Annotated in this window: 14 protein-coding genes; 4 read left to right on the forward strand and 10 right to left on the reverse strand. The window is 64.7% G+C overall.

Going from position 1 to position 12,441, the window contains the following annotated elements; genetic code table 11:
* Positions 1 to 96 precede the first annotated feature (96 nt).
* The 5 genes from QZX79_RS07745 to QZX79_RS07765 all read right to left on the reverse strand — a co-directional run bounded on the left by QZX79_RS07745 (position 97) and on the right by QZX79_RS07765 (position 4,710).
* On the reverse strand, positions 97 to 333 hold the full coding sequence (locus QZX79_RS07745; protein WP_294567141.1) for a hypothetical protein: 237 nt from the start codon (positions 331 to 333) through the stop codon (positions 97 to 99).
* A 9-nt stretch (positions 334 to 342) separates the two neighbouring features.
* Positions 343 to 1,740 carry an FAD-binding oxidoreductase gene (locus QZX79_RS07750; RefSeq protein ID WP_294567147.1) on the reverse strand — a complete coding sequence of 466 codons (1,398 nt, stop codon included), beginning with the start codon at positions 1,738 to 1,740 and terminating at the stop codon, positions 343 to 345.
* Positions 1,741 to 2,169: 429 nt separating this feature from the next.
* Entirely contained in the window at positions 2,170 to 3,594 is a 1,425-nt protein-coding gene (locus QZX79_RS07755; protein ID WP_294567151.1) for an NAD(P)/FAD-dependent oxidoreductase, read from the reverse strand.
* Positions 3,595 to 3,696: 102 nt separating this feature from the next.
* Positions 3,697 to 4,209, reverse strand: coding sequence for a GNAT family N-acetyltransferase (locus tag QZX79_RS07760; protein ID WP_294567159.1), 513 nt, complete (start codon positions 4,207 to 4,209; stop codon positions 3,697 to 3,699).
* A gap of 84 nt (positions 4,210 to 4,293) precedes the next feature.
* Positions 4,294 to 4,710 (reverse strand): GNAT family N-acetyltransferase, encoded by a 417-nt coding sequence (locus QZX79_RS07765; protein ID WP_294567168.1) that lies wholly within the window; start codon positions 4,708 to 4,710, stop codon positions 4,294 to 4,296.
* 144 nt (positions 4,711 to 4,854) lie between these two features.
* On the opposite strand from QZX79_RS07765, the gene QZX79_RS07770 reads away from it, so the two are divergent.
* From QZX79_RS07770 to QZX79_RS07785, 4 genes are all read left to right on the forward strand, one after another.
* On the forward strand, positions 4,855 to 5,700 hold the full coding sequence (locus tag QZX79_RS07770; protein ID WP_294567172.1) for a bifunctional 2-polyprenyl-6-hydroxyphenol methylase/3-demethylubiquinol 3-O-methyltransferase UbiG: 846 nt from the start codon (positions 4,855 to 4,857) through the stop codon (positions 5,698 to 5,700).
* Positions 5,697 to 6,095, forward strand: coding sequence for a hypothetical protein (locus tag QZX79_RS07775; protein WP_294567177.1), 399 nt, complete (start codon positions 5,697 to 5,699; stop codon positions 6,093 to 6,095). The genes QZX79_RS07770 and QZX79_RS07775 overlap by 4 nt, the downstream gene beginning before the upstream one ends.
* A 122-nt stretch (positions 6,096 to 6,217) precedes the next feature.
* Positions 6,218 to 6,931 carry a VOC family protein gene (locus QZX79_RS07780; protein WP_294567183.1) on the forward strand — a complete coding sequence of 238 codons (714 nt, stop codon included), beginning with the start codon at positions 6,218 to 6,220 and terminating at the stop codon, positions 6,929 to 6,931.
* Positions 6,932 to 7,025: 94 nt separating this feature from the next.
* Positions 7,026 to 8,177: a sorbosone dehydrogenase family protein gene (locus QZX79_RS07785; RefSeq protein ID WP_294567195.1), complete on the forward strand. Its 1,152-nt coding sequence runs from the start codon at positions 7,026 to 7,028 to the stop codon at positions 8,175 to 8,177.
* Positions 8,178 to 8,238: 61 nt separating this feature from the next.
* Here QZX79_RS07785 and QZX79_RS07790 read toward each other — a convergent pair whose 3' ends face one another.
* The 5 genes from QZX79_RS07790 to QZX79_RS07810 form a co-directional block, all read right to left on the reverse strand.
* On the reverse strand, positions 8,239 to 8,694 hold the full coding sequence (locus tag QZX79_RS07790; RefSeq protein WP_294567198.1) for a hypothetical protein: 456 nt from the start codon (positions 8,692 to 8,694) through the stop codon (positions 8,239 to 8,241).
* A 78-nt stretch (positions 8,695 to 8,772) separates the two neighbouring features.
* Positions 8,773 to 9,444, reverse strand: a complete 672-nt coding sequence (locus QZX79_RS07795; RefSeq protein WP_294567208.1) for a DNA alkylation repair protein — start codon at positions 9,442 to 9,444, stop codon at positions 8,773 to 8,775.
* A gap of 157 nt (positions 9,445 to 9,601) precedes the next feature.
* Complete coding sequence (locus QZX79_RS07800; protein ID WP_294567211.1) at positions 9,602 to 10,144, reverse strand: DUF1349 domain-containing protein; 543 nt, start codon at positions 10,142 to 10,144, stop codon at positions 9,602 to 9,604.
* A gap of 627 nt (positions 10,145 to 10,771) precedes the next feature.
* On the reverse strand, positions 10,772 to 11,305 hold the full coding sequence (locus QZX79_RS07805; protein ID WP_294567214.1) for a GNAT family N-acetyltransferase: 534 nt from the start codon (positions 11,303 to 11,305) through the stop codon (positions 10,772 to 10,774).
* A gap of 37 nt (positions 11,306 to 11,342) precedes the next feature.
* A complete protein-coding gene (locus QZX79_RS07810; RefSeq protein WP_294567217.1) occupies positions 11,343 to 12,395 on the reverse strand; it encodes a S66 peptidase family protein in 1,053 nt (350 codons plus the stop codon).
* Positions 12,396 to 12,441: the final 46 nt, after the last annotated feature.

Raw genomic sequence — 12,441 nt, forward strand, 5'->3', positions numbered from 1 at the left:
AACCCGGCCGCCGATGGGGTGCTGACGACTCGCGGTCCGGTGTGCTTCCGCTGAGGCCAGCGCAACCGCTTCCCTGGCGGGCCCGGTCACGGGCAATCAAGGATCTTCGGGGCCCCCGCGGTCACTGTCCCGGTCCTTTCTCGGAACAGTGACCACGAACCAAATGATGCCCAGGTAGAACAAGGTGCCCACAACCACGGCCGGTACCGGGCCGAAGACGGCGTCCACCAGCAGGGCGATCGGCGGAGGGAAAACCAGGAGAAGCAGGCGCCCTGTGCTCAGTTCACGGCCGGTGATGTTCCAGTTCCGCTTACGTCCGTTGGGCTCCCGCATCTCTGGAGACTACAGTCCGCCGGACCCGCCCGCTGCGACAGGGCCCGAGAAAACGCCGCGGGGATCGTACGCTGAGCTCACTCCGGCGAGTCGGGCGCGGATGTCGGCAGGCCAGGAGCGCACGGCTGCCTCGCCCGCAGGCTTCGCCTGGAAATTGATCATCGTCTCGTCCGACAGCCAGGGAGCGAGACGGCCGGTGATACCCTCCATCACCCGGGGAAGGACCGATTCGAACAGACCCGGATCGGGAACCCCGGCCAGCAGGAGCGAGTAATCCGAGCTGCGTCCGCCAACTGCGCTGCCCCCGGGTACGTCGCGGCGGGTGGCGCCGCCGAGATGGCGGACCTCGGCCGCTACCACCGGGACGTCCACATCGGGGCCAACGGTTGCGAGGAGCGCCGCAGCGAAACCGGCGTCGGCGTGGGTCAGCAACCGCTGGACATTGCCGTCCCAGAGGGGGATGGGGTCGGTCGGGTCGTTGTGGATCGAGCCGATGTCTGCGGCTGCCATCTCACCGACAGCGTCGATGAGCGCCGGTGCGACGCCACACAGCGGAGCGAGCAGGCGCTGGCCCTCCGACGAGTCGCCGACATACGCCACCCTGAGGTGCAGTGCGGTCTTCCCGCGAAGGGGTTCCGGGATGAACTCAAGCGGGGGGAATCTGACGATAGCCACAGATGACGTAAGGGCCTCCGGCACGGTCTTCGTCCATTCAAGCCACGCCGTGAACACCGTTCCGACATGCTCGGGGTCGAAAAACATCGAACCGCCATAGAGGGTTTCCAGAGGCACGAGTTCGAGTTCCATGGCAGTGACGACGCCGAGGCCGCCCTTGCCGCCGCGCAGCGCCCAGAAGAGGTCGGGGGAGTGTGTGGCATCGGCATGGACAAGGTCGCCCTCGGCCGTGATGACACGGAAGGAACGGACCCAGTCGGAGGACATTCCAAAGGTGCGGGCGAGGGGCCCGACGCCTCCGCCGAGGACGTAGCCGATTGCTCCGACGCCGGTTGACGATCCAACGACGGGAGCCAGTCCGTGCTTGGCCGCGGCGGTAACGACGTCGCTGACTCGGTGGCCGGCCGCGACCGTGGCTGTCCGCGCCTCGGCGTCCACAGCCACCTCGCCCGCCAGCCTGGAGGTCGTCAGCATGAGCCCTTCGGTCACATTGACATAGGATCCGTGGCCCGTGGCGAAGACGGTCAGGGGCAGGGAGTTCTCCGTGGCGAAGCGGACGGCGGCCGCCACGTCGGCCTCTGACTCGGCTCCGACGACGAGGTCCGGATCGTGTGTGACGAGCACATTGTAGGCGGCGACCTCCGCGGCCAGGGCGTCGTCACCGCGTGCGAATACCGGACCGGAGATGAGAGTTCGCAGTTCATTGAGCTGGTGGGCTGATACTTCTGCCATGGGGGGCCTTTCAGGGATACGGGGGAATCTTCGGGGTGGAGCGTTCGGATGAGCAACGGTCGCCGGCCACCTGAGTGGCCGTCCGTCCGCGGAAGTAGCTGGACCTGGACGGCGGGTCCGGATGTCCAGACGGGCCCCATCGGACGGCTGCCATGAGGCGCCATAACGGTTTTGGGTTTGGAGGGTCCTGCGGACCCGGCTTGGCTCGGGCGCAACGGTCCCGCAAATTTTTGGCTACATGTTCAATTATACGGATAGTTTCCATGGAAGGTTCAATGGAGCCGGAAGTCGCCCAGCCGAGCAGTGAAAGCCGGGAGCGGGGAGGATGCAGGAGCAGGGGATGGGGCACCTGTCCGCTGCGGCCCGAGCCGATGAGCGGCCAGTTTCGGGGCCCAGAATGCGGGCCCAGAACGGGAGTTTGGAGGGCGCCTACGCCGCCTGGGCCGCCGAGCTTTCCTGCGCGTCGCTGCGTACGATGACGCCAATCACGTCGTTGAAGGCCTCGGTGGAACTTGGATGCGTGAAGATCGACTCCTGCAGCTGCGTCGCCGTGGTTCCGCTGCGTATCGCGAGGGCGACTACGTTGATCATTTCCTGCGAGTCGACGCTAAGCAGTGCCGCGCCAAGGATGAGGTCGGTGTCGAGGTCGATGATGAACTTCATCACACCTCGAATTTCTTCGACGATGTAGGCACGCGGCATGGCGAAGATCTCACCCACGTTCTGGCTGCCCACCTTGATCCTGTGTCCGGCGGCGCGTGCTTCCCTCTCGGTGAGGCCGACGGTCGCGAGCGGCGGTGAAATGAAGAGGGTGCGGGGGATGGAATGGCGGTCGGCGGTGCTGCGTTTGCCCTCGCCGATCAGTTGGTCGAGCACAATGCGGGAGTCATCGAGCGAGACATAGGTGAACTGTGGTCCACCGTTGACGTCGCCCAGGGCGAAAATGTGGGACTGGCTGGTTCGCAGAAACTCATCCACAACGACGGCGCCCCGCGGCGTGGTGCTCACGCCGGCCGCTTCGAGGCCGAGGTCCTTCGTTGCAGGTGCGCGGCCGGTTGCAGGGAGGACCGCGTCCGCCTCGACCGTGAACTGCTCGCCGTTGCGCTCGTAGGTGACGACGGCGCCGCCGTCGGCGTCGCTGATTTCGAGCACGTTGGCGTTCGTGACGATGTTGATGCCCTCGTTTTCGAGGATGGTGATGGCGGTCCGGGCGACATCGTCGTCCTCACGCCGAAGGATCTGGGAGGTCATCTCGAGGATTGTGACTTCGGAGCCAAAGGTGCGATAGACGGAGCCCAGTTCGAGGCCAAGGTATCCGCCACCGATGATGACGAGGTGGGCGGGCAGATCCGTCCGGTGAATGAGGTCGGTACTCGTGATGACATGGGCGCTGTCCCGGATACCCTTTATGTCCGGGATGATCGGCTGGGATCCGGTGTTGATGAGGATTGTGTCTCCCGTGACGGTCACCTGGCGGCCGTTGACGTCGACGTTCACGGTGTGCGGGTCGACGAACGTTCCCTTTCCCGTGAGGATGGTGAGGGAATCGTGGGCGTCGAGCACCTGGTAGTTGACGTCACGGAACGTTGAGGTGAGCTGGTGCACGGTGGTGACCGAGCGGCGGTACCAGTCGTCGGGAGAGTCCTCCTCCCGGCGGTTGTGCGCGTGGTAGACCAGCGCCTTGGTCGGCACGCAGCCGACGTTGGGGCAGGTTCCGCCATACATCAGCGGGGATTGCTCGATCAGGACGACCCGTTTGCCGAGATGACCGAGCGTCGACGCGGCAGTTTTCCCGCCCTTGCCGAAACCGATCACGATGACGTCCGCGGCGATGGTGCTCGGTGTGGTGTCCATGCTTCAAGGATGATCCTGGGCGGGACGAGCTCACTAGCATAATGCAGCTTATTACTGCCCGGGCTGACGTGTCGGAGCTGAGGGTAGGGAGGGCCCTCGGGGTCATTGCACTTGGAATTTGAACCCGCGGTGCGATCCGACAAACCCGAGTCGTTCGTAGAAGCGGTGGGCACCCTCACGCTCCTGATCAGAGGTGAGCTGTACGAGGGAGGCCCCGGTTGCTGCTGCCGCGGTCGTGGTAACCCAGCGCATCATCGCCGAACCTATGCCGCTGGAGCGTTCGATGCTGCGGACGCGCACCGCTTCCACCAGGAGCCGGGTGGCGCCGCCGCGGGAGAGACCAGGAATGCGGGTGAGCTGCATAGTGGCGACGGCATCGCCGCGGTCGTCCACGACAAGGAGGACCTCGTTGGAGGAGTCAGCTGTAAGCTCCTTAAGCGCGGAGAGGTACGCCGCGCTGTCCAATTCCACGAAGCGGTCTCCCCGGGCTGCGCTGATCGGGTCGTCGGAGAGGAGAAACATGAGCGCGCCGAGGTCGCTCTCAGCAACCCGCCGGAGCCTGAACGTTCGATGGTTGGTGGAAAGGACGTCGGGAAGGGGCAAGGCTGCGATCACAGCTTCAGCATTTCATGGACAATGCATTTCATAGACGATGCAATGCCACCTCCCGGGCACCGCGCAGTGCGTGTAGGCCAAGCGCTATCGGGTACGGGCCATCAGTCTGGTCGGGTCGGCAAGCGCGGTAAAGCCGAACTGGGCGTAGAGCCCGTGAGCGTCACCAGTGGACAACAGGATCCGACTCAGTCCCAGCGCTTCAAGATCATTCACAACCCCGGCCGTCAGCATCTTGCCGATTCCTTGTCCCCGCACTTCCGCTGCGACAAACACGTCACAGAGCCAGGCGAACGTCACCCCGTCGGTGATGACGCGGCCGTACGCGACCTGCGCGCCGGTCCCGGCGTCGTACACCCCGTAGTTGCGGGAAGCATCTATAGCCTCATCTTGGGTGCGGCGCGACCGACCCGTGGCCCAATAGGACTGCTCACTGAGCCACCGGTGGACGCGGCCGCGGTCGATCCGGCTGGTTGCCGTGGAAAAGAAGTACCTATCGCTCATGACAACACCCTAGAGGGGAGTGGTGGGCCGGCGGCCAACGTAGGGGCCGGTGCCGGGCTGCGGGTCCATGAAGGAGTTGCTCACGGGGTGAAGGATGACTCGCATTTGCAGGGGTCCTGGCTGTCCTCTGCATAGACTCGCGGAATGGATACGAGCCGGATTGCGATCGACTGGGCCGCTGCACGGGAAAGCAACCGTGCCAACTGGGAGGACCGGGTGCCCCTGCACGAAGAGGCATACGGGATTGAGCAGCTGGATGATCCCAGCCATTTGACCCCGGTTGTGCGCACGGATCTGGCCGCGCTCGCACCCTTCCTCCCGGGTGGAACGGTCTCCGGCCTGGACGTGTGCCATCTGCAGTGCCATATCGGTACTGACTCGCTCTCTCTGGCAAGGGCAGGCGCCCGGGTCACCGGCGTGGATTTCTCCCCGGCAGCCCTGCAATCTGCAGCCCGCCTGGCGGATCGGCTCGGCATTGATGCGACGTGGGTCGAAAGTGATGTACTCGAGGCCCGTGCCGCTGTGGCCGGAGACTTCGACCTCGTCTACACCAGCATTGGAACCATCAACTGGTTGCCGGACCTGGACCGCTGGGCAAGCCAGGTGGCGGCGCTCCTACGGGATGGAGGCTTGTTCTACATTCGGGATGGGCACCCTGCTCTCTACTCCATCGACGAGCACGCCGAAGGATTGCAGCTTCGCTACCCGTACTTCGGCGACGGGCAGGCGCAGCTCTGGGACGACGCGACCACCTATGCCGGAGACGGCAAGGTGGACCACCAGCGGACGTATCAGTGGGCGCATCCCTTGTCCGAGATCATCAACTCCCTCATTGGGGTGGGCCTTCAGATTCTCCGTGTTGACGAGGGCACATCGCTGCCGTGGAAATTCTCTCCCCGCATGGTCGAGGTGCCAGGCGGTTTCGCCTGGCCGATAGGCGAGCGCGACCTCGTGCCGTGCACGTTTACCGTCATTGCGCGGAAGCCGTGACTTTCACGATGCTCCAGCTTGAGCAGGCCCTCCGTCGGTCCTGGGGCGCAGACACGACGTGTCTCGATGCCGCCCGCCTCGCCCAGTGGAGGCCGGACGACCCTTCCCGCGGACAGTGCGGGCCAACCGCCCTCGTCATCCAGGACCTCCTGGGCGGTGACCTTCTCATTGCTGACGTCAACGGCGGGGGCGAGGAGGACGAGGTCCACTATTGGAATCGATTCCCCAGCGGCCTGGAGATCGACCTGACCCGCGAACAGTTCCAACCCCACCGCATCATCGGGGCGCCGCGCGTCGTCGTTCGACCGGCAGGCGGGCCGCGGGCGTACGCAGAGGAGTACCGGCTGCTTCGTGCAAGGGTGCTGTCCGCGCTCGCCGACCGCAGGATTGAGTGAGCAATGATCGGTCTACCCCACCAGGTACGGTTCCAGCGCCGTCGCCAATTGTCCGAAGGCGTGCGCGGACGTGATGCCCGATGGCTTGAGGCACCATCACCTGCGGGGTTACGGTGTGGATTATGTATTTGGAAAACCTCGTCTTCGACGCCGCCGAACCGCAGCGGCTGGGCCGGTTCTGGGAAGCGGTGATCGGCGGCGAGCGGCTCACCGACGGATCTGACGCTTTCGAGACGCGGCTGGCGGTCGAGGGCGGACCGGTGCTCGACCTGTGCTTCCAGCGCGTCGCCGAACCTCATTCCGATTCAACTCCCCGGCTCCATTTGGACCTCGCCGGTGGAGCGCGTCAGGCCGACGAGGTCGATCGGCTGCTCGCGCTCGGTGCACGGCACCTGGACATCGGCCAGGGCGACGTGCCGTGGGTGGTACTTGCCGATCCCGAGGGAAATCCTTATTGCGTCATGGAGGACCGTGATGCGTACGTCGGCACCGGCCCGATTGCAGGGCTCCCGCTCGACTCCTCCGATCCGAACCGCGACCTTGAGTTTTGGTCCTGGCTGACCGGTTGGACCCCAGGTCCCGGCACGTCCCTCCGCCATCCCTCGCAGCGGGGACCTCTCCTCGAGCTGTGCCCCGAAGTGCTTCCGAAGGGAGCCGAAAAGAACCGGCTTCACCTCGACATCCGGCTGGAGGGTGGAGATGATCCGGATGAGGTCGCGGCAGGCATCGCGAAGCGCGGCGGCCGGGAGCTCCACCCGGGCTGGGGTGACCTGCCGTGGCGGATCTACGCCGATCCATCGGGCAACGAGCTGTGCGTGCTGCCGGCGCGGTCGTAAGGTACTGCCACACGGGCAGTCACCCGGCCCTCAAGCCGGCCGCTCCCCGCCGACTTCACCGGGATGATCCGATCACCGATACCGCAGGAGCAGCATGAAGATCATGCATACGGCAACCCGGCTCGTCGTCTCTCTCACGACGGCGGCGCTCCTGACCTCCTGCACCGGCGCAGGGGACAGCTCCGCTCCCGCCGCCACCGCCGGACCTGCCGCCCCCACGTCATCGGCCTCGCCCGCGCCTGCCGCGACGGCAGGACCCGCGGCGGAACCCGGTCAGACAACAGGCCCGGACGGTCCCCGGGTCGTCTCTGAGGGGCTTGAAGCACCCTGGTCCGTAGTCCTCCTGGACGGGATGGCGTTGGTCAGTGAGCGTGACAGCTCCCGGATCCTCGAGATCTCCGCCGACGGCGCGCAGCGCGTCGCCGCGACCATCGAGGGAGTCACGGGCACGGGGGAGGGAGGCCTGCTGGGGCTGGCGGTGGATGCTGAGCGGCGACTGTACGTGTACTCGACCGCAGCCGACGGCAACCGCATCCAACGATTCCCCATCACCGGGGCCCCGGGAGCATTGGAACTCGGCGAAGCCGAAACGCTCCTCACCGGCATTCCGGCGGCGAGGAATCACGACGGCGGACGCATCGCCTTTGGCCCCGACGGCATGCTGTATGCCACCACCGGAGATGCCGGCCAACCTGATATCGCGCAGGACAGGACCTCCCTGGGCGGGAAGATTCTTCGGATGGAAGCGGACGGGAGTGTCCCTGAGGACAATCCATTCCCCGGCTCCCTCGTCTACAGCTACGGCCACCGGAACCCGCAGGGACTTGCCTGGGACGACGCCGGCACCCTCTACGCGGCCGAGTTCGGGCAGAACACCTGGGATGAACTGAACATCATCACGCCTGGATCAAACTACGGATGGCCGATCGTCGAAGGCATTGCGGGATCGGAGGAATTCACCGACCCCGTGCAGCAGTGGACGCCGGAAACGGCCAGCCCCAGCGGCATCACCCATCTCAACGGAACGATCTACATCGCGAACCTCCGCGGGCGGGTCCTTCGCGCCGTGCCGGTCGAGGACACCAGCACGTCAACCGACCTCTTTGCCGGCGAATACGGTCGGATCCGCGACGTCATTCCCGGACCCCAGAACACCTTGTGGATCCTCACCAGCAACACCGATGGCCGAGGCCGGCCCGACGCGGACGACGACCGCCTGATCAGTATTCCTCCGGCGCGGCCTTAAGGTCCGCCTCGGCCGCGTGGGCGTCCAGCAGACATCAGCCGGATCACTCCGGGATCGGAAATCACCCCTCTGGAGCGTGGGTAGCACTTCTTGTGTAATGCCTGGCGTTCCAGTAGGCCATCGCTGCGATTGCGCAGGCGGCTGCAATCAGCACCGGAGGGCTGTACAGGACTGCGCCCAGCATCGCGAACCCTGCATCCGCTATGGGTCTTGACGATAGGAACAGCGAGGCCAGATCGATCACCAGCGCAATCGCATAGGCGGCATAGAAACAGATCCGGGTGGCGGGTGTGTCCCGGTTCCGAGTGAAGGCCTTCGCCGTGAACTCATAGACCACGTATTTGAGCCCTACGATGCTGGCAGCGAAAGTCCCGACGAATACGAAATCGACATCCTCAGGGAATCGCCTGAGCGCGATATTCGACTGACCCTCGTAGACCCCCGCTGAGTGAAACCACAGGCCCGCCAACTGGGTTGCCGCAGCCAGGATGACGACGGCACCGTACCGAAGCACCACGCTACGCAATTCCTGTCGGACAACCATGACGTCAGTATGCCAGCGGGTGTCTATGAGAAGCGTTTTTGACGCCCGTCCTCACCGGCTCAATTGCCGACGAACCATCTCGTTGATCCAAATAGGAGCAAAGGGCGAGGTGCAGTTCGGCGGGGTCGGGTAGTCCTTCAGCACTTCGAGCCGCTCCCCGATGGAGATTGCGCGGCTTCGGTGGTTCTCGTGTGCGATACCGATCTGCGCCAGGGTGTGGTTCATCGCCCATTGCAGCCGGTCGGGAGCCTCTCCCATCTCAGCCTCGATGGTGTCGAGCAGACCGGGCAGGTCGAGCCCTTTTGGCTTCTTCACCACACGCTCGCTCGTCAGTGCCCATCCTGCGCTGGCGACGACCGGATCCGGGTCGTCGATCCATTCGACGCGGAGCCGCTCGGCGTACGGACTGACCTTGACCACGTAGTTGACGAACCAGTCCTGCACTTTTGGAGCGCCGGCCTCGCGCAGCATTGCGTCCAACTCATCGTGCCCGAACTCCTTCGGCCGGCAGATCAGGAGGGCCAGCAGGCGCGCGGCGGTGTCGCCCGTAGCCCACAGCCCGCGGGACAGGTCAGGCTGGGTCTTCAGCCGCTTCGCGATGCCCCGCAGCTTGGTGAGATTTACCCCGTGGTCATCGCCGTGCTTTTCGTTCACCGCGCGCATCCGGGGATCCTCGAGGGAGGCGAGTTCGGCCATTAGCTCGTCCACTGTCGTTCCAGTCATCCGTATCTCCGTCTGTTGTCGTGGCCGTCAGCCCTCGCCCTGACCATCATTGGACACGATGCCTCCCAGGAGGTCTCCATTTGATCGATTTTCTGACGGGGACCATGCCGAGCATCATGATCTTTATGCGATCAGTTCGCAAGACCGCCCCGTGTGGTCACGAGCCGTCCCGGACCCCGGTGAGCCTGTGCGTGTCGAAGGAGATCCTGCTGAACGTCGCCCTCGTTCCTTCTCCCGAGGGCGACTGGGCCGCGAAACCGATCTCGACGGCGGCGGGTGCCGGGTCGCCCATGGCGAAATACCGGACCATGCTCCACCAAAGTCCGTCGACGGAGGCGTGCAGGGCGAACGCCCGCCCGAGGCGCGAGATCCTCAGGAAGGTTCCCGAACGATCGATGGGCCAGCTGTCGCAGTCATCGGATACCCCGTCCCGGGTGACAACCGAAACCACACGGGTCGTGCCGCTGGGATCAAGCTCTGCGCACACCTTGAACCAGTTGAGCGGATCGATGTACCCGATCAGGACACCGGAGTCGAAGTCGCTGACGTAGACCGGGCTCACGAACGCGCTCAGGCGGAAATCTCCCGTCACTGCGGCGACGAACCGCTCGGCATTGAAGGTATGTGAAGACCCGTCGGGGTTCAGGAACATATCTGCTCCGGCATCGGCGGAAAGCACCGTATCCCGCCCGCGAATCACGGGACGGACCTGCGCACGGGGCCCTCTACCGGTCAACGGGAAGGGCAGGGGGTCAAGTATCAGTTCTCGGGTCTCGTCCACCGGTCAAATCTAACCTGTGGCATCGGGTTAGAATCCGCTGAACCCCACGAAAACGGACAAATACAGGGCGCAGCAACACCAAAGGAATGCCATCGCGGCGACTGCTACGCTGCCCCGCCAGGGTTCCTCTTTGAAGAGAATGCCGGGTTTCAAGCTTAGAAATATCAGGGCCAGAAACGGAGTGAAGAGAAGCACTGCAACGCTGACCATCAACGTTTGTGCCCAGAGGGGGGCGTCGACAGCAAACGATTGGTAGATCTTTATTGCGAACCAGGTACCAGCCAGCCCGGCAAACAGCAGGCTCGCCATCACTGCCGTAGTTCGGACGAAAACCACTTTCACAATCAGGTCCCCCAGCGGTCACAGCGAATTTCTCAATACGCTACCGGTGGAGAGCCCACGCAAGGTAATTGCATGCCTGAAAGGATCCGGAAGTATCTGCCGCTCATTGCAGCCACCGAATCGAAGGGTTGGCATAGTTAGGGCGGGTGCCGGCTGAAGGAAGCGGCCTCCTCGTTGAGCCCAGGAACCCATTGTTTCCGAGGATCACACCGTGCGGTCCCTGATGGCGGCATAAAGCAGCATGTCCCGGCGCACTCCAGCGATTTCCTGGTGACTTCGGAGAAGTCCCTCGCACTGAAACCCGCCTCGGTCCGCGGTGCGGACCGAGGCGGCATTCCAGGGTTCAATATAAAGTTCCACCCGGTGCAGTTCTGGAATGGTCCAGGCGAAATTCAGCAGTGCCAGCAGTGCGCGGCCGGCAATTCGCCGGCCACGCTCTCGGGGAATCACCGCATAACCGGTTTGGGCGCGGCCCTTGGTCAACTCTCTGGTCCACAGGCCCATCTGGCCCACGCAGCGGCTTGTCCCGGCGTCGGCGATAGCAAAGGAGAATCCCGTTCCCTCGCTGTGGCGCTGCCGTTGGCGTTCAACCCACGCCAGGGCCTCCTCAAGCGACGCGTGGGCGGGCAGGGTGCCGGTAGTCGGGACGTAGGAGTCGCGGGAAAGTTCCACGGCCATTCCGGCGTCCGCGTCGCGGAACCGGCGAAGGAGCACACCTGCGTGCCGCGGATCATCCACGGGCCATTCCGGTATCGCGAGACGGGCGTCCACTGTCTCAGCCGTAGTGAGCGGTGATCGTGCGGTCCATTCCATTCATCGTTACGGTCCCGCCGTAGGGCAGGATCCACTGCGGGCGGGTATGCCCGAAGGGGACCCCGACGCAGACGACCGCCCCGGGGTTGTAGCGGGTGATCTCCTCGGTGACGGTTTCCCGCTGGGCCGTTCGGAGACGGGAGCGCTCCGCAGCACTGGGCCGGTGCTCGAAGCCGCTGGTAGGGGGCCTTGCGACGAGTACCGCGTCGACGGCGTCAAGGATGCCGCGTTCGCCGAGCGCTCGGACCCACCGTTTCACCCAGTCTGCAGGTGGGAGCTCCTCACTGGTTTCCAACAGGAGGATTGACCCGTGGAGGTCCTCGACCGGCGGCAGCTGGTCGGCCAAAGCGAGCTGGTCGATGACCTCGAGGCATCCGCCCCAGGTCCTGCCCGACACCACCCGCTCCGGTCCGGCCCAGACCCAGGGTTCGGAGGGCTCCCTCTCACCGAACTCGACGAGCGCTCGAGGATCACGCCAGTCCTGGCCGAAGTCCTCGGATTCGCCCGGATCGGTGATGGCGAGCTCGCCGCCTGTCATGAGGGCGGCTTTCAGGGAGGCGAGGTGGACCTCGTCGATGCGTGGACCCGGACCGAGGTGGACCTGGGTGGAGCCGCCGTAGAAACCGCTGATACCGTGCGACCAGAGCCAGTTCAGCAGGTTAGTGTTGTCGCTGTAGCCGAGGAAGATCTTGGGGTCGGCGCGCGCGAGGTCGGGGTCCAGGTGCGGTATGACGGTGATCTGATCGTCGCCGCCGACCGTGGCGAGGATGGCGCGGATGGTGGGATCGGCGAAGGCCGCGTTGAGATCGGCGGCACGGTCCTCGGCGGATGCACCGAGCTGCCGCGTCGTCGGGAACTCCACGGGTACAAGGCCCGTCACCGCCGCGAAACGGGTCATGGCCTGGTCGTGGACCTCGGGAGCGAATCCCGGGGCCGCGAATGACGGCGACAGGATCGCCACCCGATCGTCCTCACGAAGTTTCGGTGCCGGTCTGGTGGGTCCCCATTTTTTCATCCCGTCAGTCAAGCACACCGGCGATGTTCACGGCTTCAGCCGCGCG

The organism is uncultured Arthrobacter sp. (assembly GCF_902805515.1).
Taxonomy (GTDB): domain Bacteria; phylum Actinomycetota; class Actinomycetes; order Actinomycetales; family Micrococcaceae; genus Arthrobacter_D.

What these genes read in the sequence shown, in the direction of transcription:
- QZX79_RS07770 (WP_294567172.1), top strand. Translation starts at nt 4,855, where the DNA reads ATGGATACGAGCCGGATTGCGATCGACTGGGCCGCTGCACGGGAAAGC.
- QZX79_RS07765 (WP_294567168.1), bottom strand. Translation starts at nt 4,710, where the DNA reads ATGAGCGATAGGTACTTCTTTTCCACGGCAACCAGCCGGATCGACCGC.
- QZX79_RS07750 (WP_294567147.1), bottom strand. Translation starts at nt 1,740, where the DNA reads ATGGCAGAAGTATCAGCCCACCAGCTCAATGAACTGCGAACTCTCATC.
- QZX79_RS07745 (WP_294567141.1), bottom strand. Translation starts at nt 333, where the DNA reads ATGCGGGAGCCCAACGGACGTAAGCGGAACTGGAACATCACCGGCCGT.
- QZX79_RS07785 (WP_294567195.1), top strand. Translation starts at nt 7,026, where the DNA reads ATGAAGATCATGCATACGGCAACCCGGCTCGTCGTCTCTCTCACGACG.
- QZX79_RS07780 (WP_294567183.1), top strand. Translation starts at nt 6,218, where the DNA reads ATGTATTTGGAAAACCTCGTCTTCGACGCCGCCGAACCGCAGCGGCTG.
- QZX79_RS07795 (WP_294567208.1), bottom strand. Translation starts at nt 9,444, where the DNA reads ATGACTGGAACGACAGTGGACGAGCTAATGGCCGAACTCGCCTCCCTC.
- QZX79_RS07755 (WP_294567151.1), bottom strand. Translation starts at nt 3,594, where the DNA reads ATGGACACCACACCGAGCACCATCGCCGCGGACGTCATCGTGATCGGT.
- QZX79_RS07810 (WP_294567217.1), bottom strand. Translation starts at nt 12,395, where the DNA reads ATGAAAAAATGGGGACCCACCAGACCGGCACCGAAACTTCGTGAGGAC.